Annotated in this window: 13 protein-coding genes and 1 tRNA gene; 7 read left to right on the top strand and 7 right to left on the bottom strand. The window is 42.8% G+C overall.

The window, feature by feature from the left end; genetic code table 11:
* Nucleotides 1-61 precede the first annotated feature (61 nt).
* From H4W00_RS05445 to H4W00_RS05430, 4 genes are all read left to right on the top strand, one after another.
* Nucleotides 62-991: a LysR family transcriptional regulator gene (locus tag H4W00_RS05445; RefSeq protein ID WP_209956585.1), complete on the top strand. Its 930-nt coding sequence runs from the start codon at nt 62-64 to the stop codon at nt 989-991.
* 144 nt (nt 992-1,135) lie between these two features.
* The gene (locus tag H4W00_RS05440) at nt 1,136-2,332 is read left to right on the top strand and encodes an amino acid aminotransferase (protein ID WP_209956584.1); all 1,197 of its coding nucleotides are present in this window, start codon (nt 1,136-1,138) and stop codon (nt 2,330-2,332) included.
* 646 nt (nt 2,333-2,978) lie between these two features.
* Complete coding sequence (gene fahA, locus H4W00_RS05435; protein ID WP_442966433.1) at nt 2,979-4,289, top strand: fumarylacetoacetase; 1,311 nt, start codon at nt 2,979-2,981, stop codon at nt 4,287-4,289.
* A gap of 191 nt (nt 4,290-4,480) precedes the next feature.
* The gene (locus H4W00_RS05430; protein WP_209956583.1) at nt 4,481-5,056 is read left to right on the top strand and encodes a VOC family protein; all 576 of its coding nucleotides are present in this window, start codon (nt 4,481-4,483) and stop codon (nt 5,054-5,056) included.
* Nucleotides 5,057-5,105: 49 nt separating this feature from the next.
* On the opposite strand, the gene H4W00_RS05425 is transcribed toward H4W00_RS05430, so the two are convergent.
* Nucleotides 5,106-5,972 (bottom strand): IclR family transcriptional regulator, encoded by an 867-nt coding sequence (locus tag H4W00_RS05425; RefSeq protein ID WP_209956582.1) that lies wholly within the window; start codon nt 5,970-5,972, stop codon nt 5,106-5,108.
* A gap of 219 nt (nt 5,973-6,191) precedes the next feature.
* On the opposite strand from H4W00_RS05425, the gene maiA reads away from it, so the two are divergent.
* Nucleotides 6,192-6,836 carry a maleylacetoacetate isomerase gene (gene maiA / locus H4W00_RS05420; RefSeq protein ID WP_209958969.1) on the top strand — a complete coding sequence of 215 codons (645 nt, stop codon included), beginning with the start codon at nt 6,192-6,194 and terminating at the stop codon, nt 6,834-6,836.
* 128 nt (nt 6,837-6,964) lie between these two features.
* Here the strand turns inward: maiA and H4W00_RS05415 are convergent, their stop codons facing one another.
* The 3 genes from H4W00_RS05415 to H4W00_RS05405 all read right to left on the bottom strand — a co-directional run bounded on the left by H4W00_RS05415 (nt 6,965) and on the right by H4W00_RS05405 (nt 10,003).
* On the bottom strand, nt 6,965-7,936 hold the full coding sequence (locus tag H4W00_RS05415; protein ID WP_209956581.1) for a DMT family transporter: 972 nt from the start codon (nt 7,934-7,936) through the stop codon (nt 6,965-6,967).
* 309 nt (nt 7,937-8,245) lie between these two features.
* On the bottom strand, nt 8,246-9,565 hold the full coding sequence (locus H4W00_RS05410; protein ID WP_209956580.1) for a short-chain fatty acid transporter: 1,320 nt from the start codon (nt 9,563-9,565) through the stop codon (nt 8,246-8,248).
* Between the two features lie 264 nt (nt 9,566-9,829).
* The gene (locus H4W00_RS05405; RefSeq protein WP_209956579.1) at nt 9,830-10,003 is read right to left on the bottom strand and encodes a hypothetical protein; all 174 of its coding nucleotides are present in this window, start codon (nt 10,001-10,003) and stop codon (nt 9,830-9,832) included.
* 231 nt (nt 10,004-10,234) lie between these two features.
* Between H4W00_RS05405 and H4W00_RS05400 the strand changes: the two genes are divergently transcribed.
* Entirely contained in the window at nt 10,235-11,782 is a 1,548-nt protein-coding gene (locus tag H4W00_RS05400) for an alanine/glycine:cation symporter family protein (RefSeq protein ID WP_209956578.1), read from the top strand.
* A gap of 186 nt (nt 11,783-11,968) precedes the next feature.
* Here the strand turns inward: H4W00_RS05400 and H4W00_RS05395 are convergent, their stop codons facing one another.
* Complete coding sequence (locus H4W00_RS05395) at nt 11,969-12,682, bottom strand: DarT1-associated NADAR antitoxin family protein (RefSeq protein WP_209956577.1); 714 nt, start codon at nt 12,680-12,682, stop codon at nt 11,969-11,971.
* 456 nt (nt 12,683-13,138) lie between these two features.
* On the opposite strand from H4W00_RS05395, the gene H4W00_RS05390 reads away from it, so the two are divergent.
* Entirely contained in the window at nt 13,139-14,236 is a 1,098-nt protein-coding gene (locus H4W00_RS05390) for a glycosyltransferase family 4 protein (protein WP_334684881.1), read from the top strand.
* A 368-nt stretch (nt 14,237-14,604) separates the two neighbouring features.
* Here H4W00_RS05390 and H4W00_RS05385 read toward each other — a convergent pair.
* Nucleotides 14,605-14,681 (bottom strand) — tRNA-Val (locus H4W00_RS05385).
* 272 nt (nt 14,682-14,953) lie between these two features.
* Nucleotides 14,954-15,649 (bottom strand): haloacid dehalogenase type II, encoded by a 696-nt coding sequence (locus H4W00_RS05380; RefSeq protein WP_209956576.1) that lies wholly within the window; start codon nt 15,647-15,649, stop codon nt 14,954-14,956.
* Nucleotides 15,650-15,802 lie beyond the last annotated feature (153 nt).

The following is a 15,802-nucleotide window of genomic DNA, read 5'->3' as shown; positions in this document are numbered from 1 at the left end:
ATTAGATTAGCTTGATTTATAAGACTAATTGTATTTAATGATTTATTTATCAGGTTTTCTTATGAATGTAAGTATTCGCCAGCTAGATGCTTTTATCAAAGTCGCTGACAACGGCAGCTTTACTCGTGCCAGTGAGCAGATGCATTTGACCCAGTCTGCTGTTAGCGGATTGATCAAAGAATTAGAGACCAACCTTGAAATAGTGTTGTTTGATCGCACTACCCGCCAGCTGTCGTTGTCTACAGTGGGACGAAATCTGCTACCGCAAGCTCGTAGAGTGCTTAATGAGATGCACTTGTTTGTCAATGAAGCAAGCAGTTTGACTAGCCTTGCACAAGGACAAGTACGCTTGGCAGTATCGCAATTTGCCGCTTCATCCATGCCTGCGGTGGTGGCACAATTTACTAAAGAGTATCCCGATATTAGCGTGTCGTTGTTAGATTGCTCAGCAGAAAACGTGCTTGAGCACATTCAAAACATTGAGGTAGATTTGGGGGTGGGAGTAGAGCTTAGCTTTATGGAGGTAGACGATGACGTCAGTGCCGATTTGTTATATCAGTTGCCGTTTTGCGTGGTGATGCCTGATAATCATGAGCTGGCTCAACAAAGCGAGATAAGTTGGCAACAGCTGCTAGGAACCCCGCTCATTACCCTAAACGGTCCTATTAACGAGCAAGTATCCGCTGAACTGGATGAAGCCGTTGCTACCCATATACAGCAGGCACGCTACAAAGTGAACTTTATGTCCACGGCGCTGGAGATGACCCGTCAAGGCTTTGGTATCACCTTATGTCTACCCTATATGCCTGAGGTGATTGACTGGGTAAGTGCCAATGGGCTACAAATGCGCACGCTGTCACAACCTGTCAAAATGCGACGGTTTTTTATCTATCAGCGCTCCTCTCGAGGGTTATCGCCTGCTAGTATTATTTTTAAACAGTTTTTAAAAACCTATTTTGACAGCCATTTCAAAGACTTACAGAGTTTTTAAGAAGGGTTTAAAACATATTTTAATAGCTAAAAGAACGAATTAATGGGTTGCGGGTAAATCTAACGTTGAGTTAATAATCAATCTGGTCTATGCTTTTTAGCAGCTCAATTTATATTTTGTTGTATAAAAAATAAGGGAAATAACATGTTTGAACGTATCGATTATTACGCTGGTGACCCAATTTTAGGGCTAATGGAAAAATTTTTGGCGGATAGTAATCCTAAAAAAGTAAATTTAGGCATTGGGATTTATTACGATGAAGCCGGTGAATTACCGGTACTCGACTGTGTAAAAACAGCCGAACAGCGCATTGCCGATCCTATTTCCCCTAGACCTTATCTGCCAATGGCAGGACTGCCTGGACATCGTAAAGGCTGTCAGGAGCTATTATTTGGTAAAGACGCTCTAGTCTTGCAAGAAAATCGGGTCGCGACCATCGCGACCATTGGCGGCTCTGGCGCATTAAAAGTGGGCGCTGAGTTTATCCATCAGTGGTTCCCACAGTCTAAATGCTATGTCAGTGATCCTACTTGGGGCAATCACATTGCCATCTTTGAGGGCGCTGATGTCGAAGTGGGCACCTACCCTTACTATGACAAAGCCACCAGTAATGTCAGATTCGATGACATGGTCAGCTTTATTGAAAAGCTAAATAAAAATGATGTGGTGTTATTGCACCCTTGCTGTCATAACCCAACCGGCTTGGATTTGACCCAAGCGCAATGGGATACGGTGCTAGAGGTCATTCAACAGCGTGAACTGATCCCATTTATGGACATCGCTTATCAAGGTTTTGGCGCAGATATGGACAGCGATGCTTATGCCATTCGCAAAGCCGTCGATATGGGTTTGCCAGTATTTGTCAGTAATTCATTTTCTAAAAACCTATCGCTATATGGCGAGCGTGTCGGTGGACTCTCAGTCGTTTGTCCTACTGCAAATGAAGCCGAGCGAGTCTTTGGTCAGCTCAACTTTTTGGTCCGTTGTATCTACTCCAGCCCTCCATCACATGGCGGACGTGTGGTTGATATCGTTATGAATGACGAGCAATTACACCAGCAGTGGGTGGGCGAAGTTTATGACATGCGTGACCGTATCAAAGCCATGCGTATTAAGCTCAAATCAGTGCTAGAAGCCAATCTCCCTGAACACGATTTTGACTATATTACCCGTCAAAACGGCATGTTTAGCTTTACCGGATTGACACCTGAACAAGTCGAACGCCTACAAAGCGAGTTTGGCATCTACATGATATCCAACTCCCGTATGTGTGTGGCGGGCCTCAATATCAGTAACATTGACTATGTTGCCAATGCGATGGTAGCAATCTTAAAAGCTTAAAAGACTGATGCTCAATTTATATTAAATAAAAATCTGATTTCAAAAAAGCTGGGCGATTGCTCAGCTTTTTTATTTAACGAGACTTTTATGCCGCAACACCTTATTCCAGAATAAATCATTCTAAAGCAACCTATAGTTAATCCAATTTAAAAACGGCACAGTGCTACTGGAATGAATTTTTTGCAGCCTCTGTCACGCTTGCGAACAGCACGCAAGAAAAACCTATACCAGTAGCACCTTGATACAAGCGTATTCCTTTTATTTTGAATCGACTATATTATGAAATAAGCTAACGAACAAAGACTAGTTTATACGAGCCAGATAGCAAACTAAGCAGCAAACCAAATAGCAAACGAGTTACTAAAACTCCTTGCAATATGACTGGTTATAAATTACATTATTCGTAAGCAGTTAACTATATCGTAATTTATTGCACTGATTCTTATTATACTATAGTCAATGAAAAGTAATATCGATACATAACCTACTGCTGGTATACGTTTTTCTTGCTTGCTGTGCCTACGCAGACAGAGGCTGCAAAAAGCTTATACCAACAGTACCATAGCGTTTTTAAGGTATTTTAACTATACCTAAGAAATTACTACATTATTTAAGCCACTTATACTCATTTAGCAAGGAGCATTCCATGTCAACGATTGACAAAAACCTCACTTCATTTATCAATATCGCTAGCGATTCTGACTTCTCAATTCATAACTTACCTTATGGCATCTTCAGTGAGACTGAAGACACTACTGGCAATAACAAACGCCGTGCCGGTGTCGCCATTGGCGAGCATGTCTTAGATTTATCGGTACTTGAAACCGAAGGTCTGCTGACGCTAGAAGGTGGCCCCTATTTTGATCAGCCCACGCTAAACCCTTTTATCGAATCCGGTCGCGACAACTGGACAAAAGCGCGCAAAACTATCCAAACCCTACTCTCTGCCAACAGCAAAACTTTAGGTGACAACCAAGAGTTGCAGCAAAAAGCGCTGTTTAAGCAAGCAGACGTCACCATGCATTTGCCAGTACGCGTTCCCGGCTACACTGACTTTTATTCTTCTAAAGAACACGCCACCAACGTCGGCACCATGTTCCGCGATCCTGACAATGCCTTATTGCCTAACTGGAAAGAGATGCCGGTGGCTTATAACGGTCGCGCCAGCACCGTCATCGTCAGTGGTACTGATATCGTCCGTCCTTCAGGCCAGCTAAAACCCAGCCCTGATGAGCGTCCTATTTTCTCACCTTGTAAGCGCCTCGATTTCGAGCTTGAGACCGCCTTTATCGTCGGTCAACCTAACAAAATTGGTCAACCTATCGCGATCGAAAACGCCTGGGATCATATCTTTGGCATGGTGTTATTTAACGACTGGTCAGCGCGTGACATTCAAAAATGGGAATATGTGCCATTAGGTCCATTTAATGCCAAAACCTTTGCTTCTGAGATTTCACCTTGGATTATCACTTTAGACGCCCTGCAACCTTTTAGAACCTCCACCCCTACTCAAGATCCGCAGCCGCTGGCTTACTTGCGTGATAAAACGACTGATAACAGCTTTGATATTAATTTGTCCGTAGAGCTGCTACCGGCAAATGCTGCCAGTACTGATAGTGCAACGGTTCTGTGTGAAAGTAACTTTAAATATCTGTACTGGTCGATGACCCAGCAGCTTACCCACCATACTATCTCTGGTTGTAAAGTAGAGGTCGGTGACATGATGGGTTCAGGTACGATTTCAGGACCAACGCCAGATACTTTTGGCTCAATGCTAGAGCTGGCTTGGAACGCAACCAAACCTATTACACTAAATAATGGTGAAACGCGCAGCTTCATTGAAGATGGCGATACTGTAATTATGAAAGGCTATGCTAAAAAAGACGGCGTTCGTGTGGGCTTTGGTGAGGTACGCGGTACGGTATTACCCGCTTTAGACTTTAATTTTTCTGACTAACAGTCCTTTAGCTAACAGTCGTCTAAATAAAAGCTCTAGATAACAGCTAAAGCACCGTATGAATCGTCATCCAGTTCAGTTTAGCTTAGTTCAGCTCAGTCACAGTAAAGCAGCCACTTTGTTTTTATGATGATTAAACCTCTTTTACTGTGACTGCCCTCTTTTAATTATTTGTCAGAAGGATATTGATAATGACCTTTAAAATAGAACAAATCCATCACGTCGCTTATCGCTGCAAAGACGCGAAAGAGACCGTCGAATGGTATCAAAAACACCTTAACATGGACTTCATCTTAGCGTTCGCTGAAGATCATGTGCCGTCTACCCACGCCTTTGATCCTTATATGCACATCTTCTTAGATGCCGGTAATGGCAATGTATTGGCGTTCTTTGAGGTGCCCAATCAACCTGAGATGGGCTTTGACCCCAACACCCCAGACTGGGTACAGCATCTAGCGATGAAAGTAAAAGACCGAGATACCTTAATGGCGGCTAAAAAGCATTTAGAAGAAGGCGGTATTGATGTTATCGGGGTTACCAATCATGGTATTTTTCATTCTATTTATTTCTTCGATCCTAATGGTCATCGCATGGAACTGACCTACGATGATATTACTTCAGAAGAAAAAGTCTCGATGATTACTGAAGAAATCAAGAAAGATATGCTTGAGGAATGGACGCGTACCAAACGTGCCCCAGGCCATACTCACTTTTTGCATGCTGAAGAGCTTGCCGAAGCCAAAGAGCAGGTTCCGGTTGGGGAATAGTTGAATACAAAAGGGCTCGATATAAAAATATTTTAGATAACCATAACCGCTAAGCAACTTGATAACGTTGGGCTATCGCGCGTATTTTGTCAGCTACTTCATGCTGTTTACTCATAGGTAATTGCTCTGAAGTACCGATAACTGTGATGGCATACTCTAAGAGGCTCTCTTTAGCAAACGTCTCTTTAAGAATGACACTTTTAGTGACCTCTGTAGCATGGGTAAGTTTTGGCAACAGTATTGGGATAGTAATAGCGTTGATTCCCATTAACATATCACCGGTGACCGTCGCATAACCCTGCGCGCGGATATCAGCTTGTAGCTGGGTAAAGTACTGCCATTTGTCCGATGCCTCAGCGCTGCTTAGTGGCTTAGCGCTATCAGATTTACTCTGCCATTCTGCAATTACTAGTGGTTTGATGACCGCATCTGGTTGATAGCTAGCAAACAACTGCCCTGTCGCTGAAGTAGTAAGCGGCATGCGTGAGCCTATACGTGTGATGATACTGATCGGGCTATCTGGCTCAACAGACTGAATAATAATAGGTCCTTCGCTAAACCACTTGGCGATTTGCACGCCGCAGTTTAGAGTATCTTTGATAGCGTTGGCAGCAGTAGTGAGTCGCTCCAAGATATTATTTTGATTCAGTCCAGTATGCCCCAGTGCTGCTAAGGTCTTCACTCTTTCGCCCAAACTATAGCGTCCATCACTGAGCTGGCTGGCATAGCCTTTACGAATCAGGCTAACCAAGTAACGATGAGATTTTGCTGGGTGCATTTGCATCGCTTGAGCAATGTCTTTTAGCATCATGGGTTCATTATGCCCTATGAGTACATCTAATATCGACAATCCAATCTCAAGTGACTGCACGCCACTCTGGTTCTTGTTCGATGTTAACGCGTTATCTGATGGCATTATTTGCTCAGTTAAATATTATTTGCTCAGTTGAATACAGCTAGGACTTGATGCTGGTATTTGATTATTTAGAATAGGTTGCTACAGAGTTTTCGGTGTAAAGCGTCTAGCCTATAGCTACCTATAACCCTTCTTCAAATTTAACTGATCTTTTATGATGACTGATTATATAGGTAATAACGAGCGTTTGATACACGCCCAAAAAGGAGAACAATAATGATGCAGCTTTATAATTACTTTCGCAGTACTACCTCTTACCGTACTCGTATTGCCCTGAATCTTAAAGGTTTAGATTACGATTATATCTCGGTTAATTTGGCCCAAGACGAACAATTAAAGTCAGCATTTAAATCTATCAATCCGCAAGGACTAGTGCCAGTTCTACAGACCGATGACTTACTGCTGTATCAAAGCCCCGCTATTTTAGAATGGTTGGAAGAAACTTATGCACAAAATCCTCTATTGCCTAAAGATGCGGCAGGTCGTATGCAAGTACGTGCACTAAGCGCCATGATTGGTTGTGATATCCATCCTCTTAATAATCGGCGTATTTTACAGTATCTACGTAATGAGTTGACGGTTGGCGAAGATGAGGTTATGACCTGGTGCCGGCATTGGATGATTGAGGGCTTTGCTGCTTTAGAAGAGCTATTGGCCGCAGATAAATCACGTGGAAAATTCTGTTATGGCGACAGTCCAACGTTTGCAGATTGCTATTTAATCCCGCAGGTCTCCTCCGCTCGTCGCTTTAAAGTAGACTTAAGCCCTTATCCTAATATTGTCGCTATCGATGAACACTGCCGGTCACTTAAGACATTTTATGATGCTGATCCTGCGAGACAACCCGATGCACCACGAACTTAATGAACGCGATTGAGATTTACTAAATGGCTAAGTTCTTAAGACTTTATTTGCTGTATTTAGGATGATAAATAAGGCCTAATAATCACCCTAAACGAAAATATTGCAAAGTTTATAGCTTTGGAGGTGCTTCAGAGGTGCTTCTTTGTTGGTTTAGATGGTTTGGATGGTTTAGATGGTTTTGCCATCTTCATGCCGCCCCATGTGACCAGAGCAACGCCGAGCGCAATGAGAGAGGCGCCTAGAATCAAACCTTCAGGCGGGCTCTCCCCTTGTAAGAATACTGCAACGGGAACGCCAACGATCGCTCCAACTGCCCCCAGTAGGCTCAACAGAACAGGCCCACCCGTTTTCTGCAGTAAGAATAGCAGCAGAAACTGTCCTGCAAAGATACCTGCCTGTACAACAATTAAACCAATTGGCAGGATTTCTCCATGAGGAACCACCAGTGAAAAGTCCGGTGAAATACTGACCATACCGAGCAAAATTGCAGCAGCAATTAACATACCGGGTGCGAGCGCACTGGGAGACGCATTGTCTGGCCAACGTAAGGAACGATAAATATTGCCAATGGCAAGTAAAACAGGACCACAGAGTGCTATCAAAATCCAGAACACGCTGGCATCTGGTGCAGAAAACTTGCGGGCTGCCAATACTGCGGCACCGGCAAGTGCGGCAGCGACTCCAAGCGCACGAATGATGTTGAAGCGCTCTATACGCAGCGCTAGCGCGCCAAGATAGGTGAGCAGCGGTGGTAACGCGATCATCAGTGCCACAAACCCTGCTCCGACATGCGGAATAGCCGAGAAAAAAATTAAATTGGAACCTGCAACGCTAACCAGCGCAGCGACTAAGTAATATTCGAAGCCACGGGCGCTTAATGGCGGGTGCTCATGTCGCAGTAATGCGACTACTACTAGGATAAACGCGGCGCCCGTGATGGACCAAAACAGAAAGGCCAATGGGGTCAAACCAATTTCGCCCGCATATTTTGCTAGATTGGTAGAGATACCAAGTAATAATCCGCCAGCTAAAAGACAAATAAAGGGAATGAGCCACACATTATTGTGCTGAGATATTCTCTGTTCTGTACAGTCACTCATGGCTTATCCTGATCATTTAAAACCTTCGTTGTCTTGTACAAGCAGTTTGGCTACATCAAGAATATGTCTTGGTTAGCTTAGCAGTAATGAAGTATTTGATAGCAATTAAAGTATTTGATAACTTAGATTAACAAATGAGGTGCGACAAGTATATTAAAGCCTTTCAAGGCTATGATAGCCGACGACTTATTAAAACTAGCTATTTAAAGTTAGCTATAAGAATGGTAGAGAAATCCCTATAAAAACGACCTCACTCTTAAAGTAGGCAAGGCCAAAACGCTAAGTTTTATTACTTTAAGTTTCTTTTTTTTATAGGAACAATAACCCTAAGCCAATCACAACGCCACTGACAACCAATACAATGAGACAAAAGCCCATGATATCTTTGGCTTTGAGTCCAGCGATTGCCAATGCTGGCAAGGCCCAGAACGGCTGGATCATGTTGGTCCAAGCATCACCCCATGCAACAGCCATAGCTACTTTGGCTGGATCACTACCAAGCATTTCCGCAGCTTCTAACATAATTGGCGCTTGAACGGCCCATTGACCACCACCGGATGGCACGAAAAAGTTGACCAGTCCTGCACTTAGGAAGGCAAAAAGTGGCAGCGTGTCCGCGGTCGAAACACTGACGAACGCTTCTGACATAACGCCTGCCAAACCAGATGCCGTCATCATGCCCATAATCCCTGCATAAAACGGAAATTGAACGATGATAGCGCCCGCTCCTTTGACGGCTTCTTGAACGGCAATCAAATAGTTGCGAGGCGTTCCATGGAATATAATACCCAGGAACAAAAACATAAAGTTAACCAAGTCGAGCGTTAACGCAAAGCCATTTTGTGCGAAATAATAAACGACGAAGGCAATCCCCATTGCACCAATGACCATCGATAAAGTCCAGCTGTTTTCTAAACGCTCTGCTGGGGTCATATTCGATTTTGCCGGAAGTTTCTCAATGACTGGATCAATTAGAACTTTTGAGTCCACTGTAACCGTATCTTCTTTGCTCGGCATCATCAAACGGTTTAATAAAGGCACAATGATCACTAATGCCGCAACGATAATTAAGTTATAACTGGCAAAAATAGTGGCACTCGTTGGAATAATACCAATTTTGTCAACGAATGGATGTCCTTCTGTCGCAATTGACAACGGAATCGAGCCAGAAAATCCAGCATGCCAAATGATAAATCCAGAATAAGCACTGGCAATCAACAAACGGTAATCGACATGTTGCACACGTTTCGCTAATTCTTTTGCGAATAACGCGCCAATAACTAGCCCAAATCCCCAGTTGATCCAACTTGCTGCCAGTGACACTAAGGTTACCAAAATAATGGCACTACCTGGCGACTTTGCGAAACTCGCCAGCTTGCCTAAGCCTTTTTTGAATATTGGGCTGCTTGCCAGTACAAAACCAGTGACTAGCACCAGCACCATTTGCATCGAGAATGCGAGTAACGCCCAGAAGCCTTCACCCCAAAACGCCACCATTTGTACAGGTGAAGAATCGGTTAAGCCTAAGCCCAGTCCAAAAATAACGACTGTTAAGATAATGACGAATAAAAATGGATCCGGTAGATACCTTTCCATCAAATTATTCGAAAAACGGGTGATTCCTTTCATTTTTTAACTTCCTTTTAATCTAAATTTTCACTTCGTTTCTAATGCTACCTCATTCTTCCTTTTTATTCTTACTCATTCAGCAAAAATCCACTTTTTTGCCGCGATGTTGACGTCTAAAACTGTCTTTGTGATTCTTTAACAAAAAAGCCTTTGTAGAGCAATATCGCTCTACAAGGACTTCCAGTCATTTTTATGTAAGAAAAAGTAGTCAGCATCTAGTTGGTAACACCTTATGTTTGATGACCGTGTCAGCAGGTATTTAATCTAAATAGCAGTGGCACAGAATTCGGGATGGGCTCCTAGGCGAGTGCCAGTGTAGTCGTTGATGGCTTGAAAACTCTCTTGACAGAACGCTTTGGTGATTTCGACCAGTACATTGAGATCCTGATTTCCTTCGCCATGATTTATTTGAGTTTCTTCAGATCGGTACTTTGCCAAAAACTAATAACAATTGTTTGAAAAACTGTCTAGTAATTATCCTTAAATTATGGCAAATTGCAGCCTCGTAATTGTAGGGTGTACTTATGGTTATGAATCAGACAAACAAACACAGACAACGACAACCCATCCTCAACGGTTAAGAGAGTATTATTACTCGTTTTAATGGCAGTGTTGACACTAGAATTAACACCAGACTTGCCGCTTTGAGACAGTTTGAGGAATAGAAGAATGGAAAGTTTGGTCAGTACCATAAATGGAATTATCTGGAGTTCAGCATTGATCTATCTATGCTTGGGCGCCGGTTTGTTTTATTCCATTATGACGCGCTTTTTACAAGTGCGTCTATTCGGTGAAATGCTACGTTTGATGTTTTCAGGGAAAGCCAGCGCCGATGGTATTTCATCCTTTCAGGCGCTCACCCTATCGTTAGCCGGCCGCGTGGGGATGGGTAATATCGCAGGGGTAGCAGCAGCTATCGGCTTTGGCGGCCCAGGGGCGATATTTTGGATGTGGGTGGTAGGGTTCTTAGGCGCTGCTACCGCTTATGTCGAATCGACAATGGCTCAAATTTATAAAGAAAAAGACGTCATCACCGGCCAATATCGCGGTGGGCCTGCTTACTACTTTGAGCGTGCGCTCGGGCAACGCTGGTATGGAGTGGTCTTTGCAATCGCAGCTTTGATAGCTTTGAGTATATTCTTACCCGGTATTCAGGCCAATGGTGTGGTCAATGCCGTCACTCAAGTACTAGGTGAAGGCACTACCATGACTGTCTTCGGTACAGAGGTTGGCGCCATGCGTTTAGGCGCCATCGCTATTATCCTAGTCGTCTTTGGTATTATCATCTTTGGCGGTATTAAGCGCATTGCTACTTTTACCGAGGTTGTGGTGCCCTTTATGGCAATCGGCTACATTGTCTTAGCCTTGATCATTATGGTGAGTAACTTTGAGATGATCCCAAAAGTATTCGGTATGATCGTTGGCGACGCCTTTACTGCGCAAGCAGGCTTCGGGGCCGCGATTGGTTGGGGCGTCAAACGAGGTGTTTACTCTAGCGAAGCGGGACAAGGTACCGCGCCTCACGCTGCTGCTGCTGCTGAGGTCGACCATCCTGCGCAGCAAGGGTTGGTACAAGCGTTCTCCGTTTATGTCGATACGCTATTGGTCTGTTCGGCAACGGCATTTATGATTTTAACCATGGGTACTTATAACATCCAAGGAGCGTTACCTGACGGGCAGTTCTTAGTACAGAATGTAGTAGCAGGTACTGAAATTAACTCGCCCGCCTTTACTCAGATGGCGATGGAATCAGTATATGGGGCCTTTGGTAACACCTTTATCGCCATTGCTGTCTTCTTCTTTGCCTTTACCACCATTTTGGCCAACTATTATATTGCGGAAGTCAACGTGGTCTATCTAACCCGCTTTATTAGCCGCAGCGCCAATAAAAAAGGCTTATTCCTGGTCAAAACCTTGATGATGGCTATGATTGCCTACGGTGGTCTGAATTCAGCAGGTTATGTTTGGGCTATTGGTGATATCGGAGTTGGACTGATAGCGTGGCTGAACATCGTTGGTATCTTGATCATTTTCTTTATGGCACGTCCAACTATGAAAGTGCTTAAAGACTATGAGGCACAGCGTAAAGCTGGGGTCACGCACTATACCTTTGACCCTATTAAACTCGGTATTAAAAATGCACCTTATTGGGAAGAGCGTCATCTAAAAGAACAGCAAGCACTTGCAGAAAACGAACTGCGTAAAGACCCTAAGTAGTAGTTTTACGCTAATACCTGCGAGAGAGCCGTTCTTCATTAAATGACTGTAATAGAAAAAGCCTATGACTAAGTCATAGGCTTTTTCTATTACTGACCACGGTTGAAGTAGCTGGGATGGGATTTAACATAGCCAGCAAAGTCAATTAATAAACGTCTTATCCCAAATTGAGAGCGGGTCTCGCTATCAGACCCAACCCTCTTCCAAAAGATGCTCGGTGTTACTTACTTGAAACTCATCACATAAGTTATAAAATGCTATCGGGTCTTCAACATTATCGAGCAACTCTCGTTTATTGAGTGCCACAAACATAGCCAGCGCATAAGCCGAACAATGGATAGATTTTTTAGGATTAAACTCAATATCCGTAAAGGCTTGATATTGCATGACCTCTTCATGCAGCTGAGGATTCTGCTGTAAGGCATTCACATACAGCCAATCATAAAACGTGGTTAATGGCTCTACGCCCCACTCCATACCAAAATAATTGTAGCCAATTAATTCACCCGAGGTTATTAGTCGCTCGTCTTTTTTGGCTTGTCTTGGCGGGGCTGTTAACAAGTCGGTGTAGGGGCCACCGTCCTCGAAAACCATACTGCTTTGGAAGGCGTTTTCGACACTATATTGCTGATCATCATGCTCATTAGCTAGCTTTAAGCTCAATGGGCTCAGCACAAAACTCAACTTATTACCAGATTTGCTAGACAGCTCTAGCACTTGCTTAAACCCATACTTTTTGCAAATGACTTGATGCAAGTCATTGATGGATTTTTTCTTTTGTCTACTCGCGAATCCCACATGCCGCTCGAACCTAACCATATCTGTTTTTACCAGATTGTCACTGTTGACTCTAGGCATGAATACGGGTCTAAGTTCTACAGCGTTTTGTGTTTGTTCCATAGCGATGTGCCTTATATCAATGGTCTTGTATAAATGTTTTTTTCATAACTGGTCTGGTATAAATAGCATTTAGATAAGCAGTCATCTAAATGCATCGTTATCTTAAGGATACTGAGTTATCTTATGAATACTGATTAATTATTCAGAACACTACACCGCGTTACTCACAAACCCAATTAGGGCGCGCGGGGAAGTTTATCTTATTATTAGTCATTTATCCTGCCCTATTTTAGGGTTGTTGATAATCTCACTAGCTTTTTGGAGTCAGTGACTCAAGTGAAATAGCCTCCAATATAGTCGGGGTGGTTCAGTATATTATTTTTCTAAATCTACCTTACAATATATTTATAAGTGAATTTTTGGACTAATTTGACCATCAAGAGAGCTGTTAGCTTATATTATGAAATGTATTAGCTTATATTATGAGATGTATCACCTTATAATGGATGATTATATATGTTAACAAGTGAGGCAGTCGATTTGAAAATTTTAATGGTATTATTTTATGGTCTCAACACAGGCGCTGGCGTTGAGCGAGTAGGTTCTATGATTGCTAACGGTCTATCTGAAGCCGGCCATGAGATAATATTAGCCAGTATTGGACCTTGTGATGACCCTTTCTTTCCTCTAAATGAAGATATTAAAATAATTTCACTATCGGATTCTCCACACGTTAAGTTGAGTGGTATTCCTAATGCTATTTATAAAATAAGAAAGCTGTTAAAAACAGAGCGTGTTGACACAATAATAGCAGTAGACACCAAGTCTATTCCATATACTTTACCCGCGACTTTAGGCTTGAAAGTAAAACACATAGGCTGGGAGCATTTTAACTTTGATCCTAGCCAAGGCATGAGCGGAAACTCTATAGTCAGACATTTAGCGGCACGATATTGTGACTCAGTGGTTACTTTGACCGAAAGAGATAAGGAATGTTGGCTAAAAAGTACTCGTCATAAATCACAAATAATCGCTATAGCAAATCCTTGTCCGTTTCCTGTTCAAGAGTATATTGAGGAAAATAACAAAATAGTATTGGCTATTGGTCGTCTACACAAACACAAAGGTTTTGACTTATTACTTGAAGCTTGGCTTCAGGTAACTACAATTATGCCAGAATGGAAATTAAAAATAGTCGGTGAGGGTGAAGAAAGAGCAAATCTAACTGAGTTCATTGAAGCAAACCAAATGACCGAGAGTGTGGAATTGGTTGGTGCGTCTGACAATGTAAGTCAATATTATAGGCAGGCGGAGATATTTTGCCTGAGCTCTCGAGTAGAAGGGTTTGGTATGGTTTTAACTGAGGCTTTAGCTTTTGGCCTGCCTATTGTAAGTTTTGATTGTGGCCCTGGCCCCGCAGAAGTTTTAAAAGGTACGGGCTCTATTTTAGTTCCTGAAAATGATGTTAACCAACTTGCTTTAGCGCTGATTAATTTGGTGAAGGATGATGAGCAGAAAAAAATTATCAGTTTAAGAGGTAAAGAGAAAGTCGAAATTTATCAACCCGATAATATAATAAGCAAGTGGTTAAATTTACTTAAAAGCCTTGAATAACTTAAAATATTGCCTTAATTCGCGGTATGACCAGTTCAATATATAATCCATATTATGCCACTACAGGATATATTGGCTGTGCTGACCGGAATGACGGTTAATCCCCGTACTTGCGGGGAACAGTTTAAAGCCCCCCACCTATGGCAGGATAGTTGGCACTAAGCAATATGGTCCTGAACTCATGGCCATTATAGAAAACAATAAACGTCTTAAACATGAGTGAAGCACAAGTTGGGCACGGTTTGGGCACAAGGGACTCAACGCACCAGATGTTAGTTCGAAAAAACCTAATTATTAACCCAAACCCATAAAAAGCAGACAAAAAAAGCCCCAGTCCATTATTAAAATGAACTGGGGCTTTCTAAATTTGGTAGGCATAAGCAGACTCGAACTGCTGACCTCTACCATGTCAAGGTAGCGCTCTAACCAACTGAGCTATACGCCTATTTAGGACATGCATTTTAGCAAGTTTTTGAAACTTTGCAAGCCTTTTTTAATTTGATGTTAGGTTATGGTCTCGGTATTCATTGTTGAGCGTTCGTATTTATCGCCATTCTCAAATGCAGAGCTGACTTCTACTGCTGACAGCTTAGATAAGCTGAGGCTATCCTCAAAATTATTGTTGCGGTAAACAACTATAACCTTCGTATTAGATCATTTTGATGATGTCTATGGTTTTAATAGTAATTCCTGTTGCGAGATGTACGAACGAGATTATTAGGCTGGCCTACTCAGAATAATTTTGTCAGCCAGAGTGGTTAGCTCTGATGCGATAAGATCAGGTGACGGTACACCGGCAGCGACAAGGATAGCATTGTGAGGTCGTGTCAGAAAGGCACCACGACAGCCAGCAGCTTGTGCGCCTATAGTATCCCAAAGGTGACAAGCGACGAGGCACAAATCTGCGGTCTCAACGGACAATTCCTTTGCAACCAAGTGATAGGTTTCGGGCGCCGGCTTAAACTTACCAACGGTTTCGATATTAAACGTACGCTCAAAAAAATGGCTTAGTCCTGCGTTATCTAAAGGTGTAGGCGAAGCGCTGCTAGCCGAGTTAGTCAGAGTCACCAACCGAAACCCTGCATCACGCAATCGGGTCAGCGCTGGTACAACGTCGGGATGAGCCGGCATTGAGCTCATTCGTTGTTTTAATTCTACAATGTCACTATCAGTGATTGTTACCTGATGAATAGTGGCTACCATCCGTAAAGCGCCCACCCCCAGTTCACCAAAAGGCGAGTAAAGACCGGATAAAGTCATAGTTTGGGAGTAAAGAATCAGCTGAGCAAACCATTCTCTCAGTACGTTTCGATTGCCAAATACGCGTGCAAATAAAGGCTCGAGACTGTTAATATCTAGCAACGTTTCATTCACATCAAACACAATAATAGAGGGAAAGTTATCATCGGACATAGAACATCCTTTTTTGTTTACAATAAATGAGAATAACGATTAATATACCGCTATGCTACTTAACTTTAACTGGACTGTAATGACTATTCAAGATAAAATTGAGCAATCACTCAAATTTATTCTGCCGTACCTTATCACGGCTTTACACACATT

Source organism: Psychrobacter sp. PL19, from assembly GCF_017875835.1.
Taxonomy (GTDB): domain Bacteria; phylum Pseudomonadota; class Gammaproteobacteria; order Pseudomonadales; family Moraxellaceae; genus Psychrobacter.
This window is presented reverse-complemented; position numbering and strand designations above follow the sequence as displayed.

Bases quoted from the DNA above. Each gene is read 5' to 3' on its own strand.
- H4W00_RS05445 (WP_209956585.1), top strand. From the start codon at position 62: ATGAATGTAAGTATTCGCCAGCTAGATGCTTTTATCAAAGTCGCTGAC.
- H4W00_RS05440 (WP_209956584.1), top strand. From the start codon at position 1,136: ATGTTTGAACGTATCGATTATTACGCTGGTGACCCAATTTTAGGGCTA.
- fahA (WP_442966433.1), top strand. From the start codon at position 2,979: ATGTCAACGATTGACAAAAACCTCACTTCATTTATCAATATCGCTAGC.
- H4W00_RS05430 (WP_209956583.1), top strand. From the start codon at position 4,481: ATGACCTTTAAAATAGAACAAATCCATCACGTCGCTTATCGCTGCAAA.
- H4W00_RS05425 (WP_209956582.1), bottom strand. From the start codon at position 5,972: ATGCCATCAGATAACGCGTTAACATCGAACAAGAACCAGAGTGGCGTG.
- maiA (WP_209958969.1), top strand. From the start codon at position 6,192: ATGCAGCTTTATAATTACTTTCGCAGTACTACCTCTTACCGTACTCGT.
- H4W00_RS05415 (WP_209956581.1), bottom strand. From the start codon at position 7,936: ATGAGTGACTGTACAGAACAGAGAATATCTCAGCACAATAATGTGTGG.
- H4W00_RS05410 (WP_209956580.1), bottom strand. From the start codon at position 9,565: ATGAAAGGAATCACCCGTTTTTCGAATAATTTGATGGAAAGGTATCTA.
- H4W00_RS05400 (WP_209956578.1), top strand. From the start codon at position 10,235: ATGGAAAGTTTGGTCAGTACCATAAATGGAATTATCTGGAGTTCAGCA.
- H4W00_RS05395 (WP_209956577.1), bottom strand. From the start codon at position 12,682: ATGGAACAAACACAAAACGCTGTAGAACTTAGACCCGTATTCATGCCT.
- H4W00_RS05390 (WP_334684881.1), top strand. From the start codon at position 13,139: ATGTTAACAAGTGAGGCAGTCGATTTGAAAATTTTAATGGTATTATTT.
- H4W00_RS05380 (WP_209956576.1), bottom strand. From the start codon at position 15,649: ATGTCCGATGATAACTTTCCCTCTATTATTGTGTTTGATGTGAATGAA.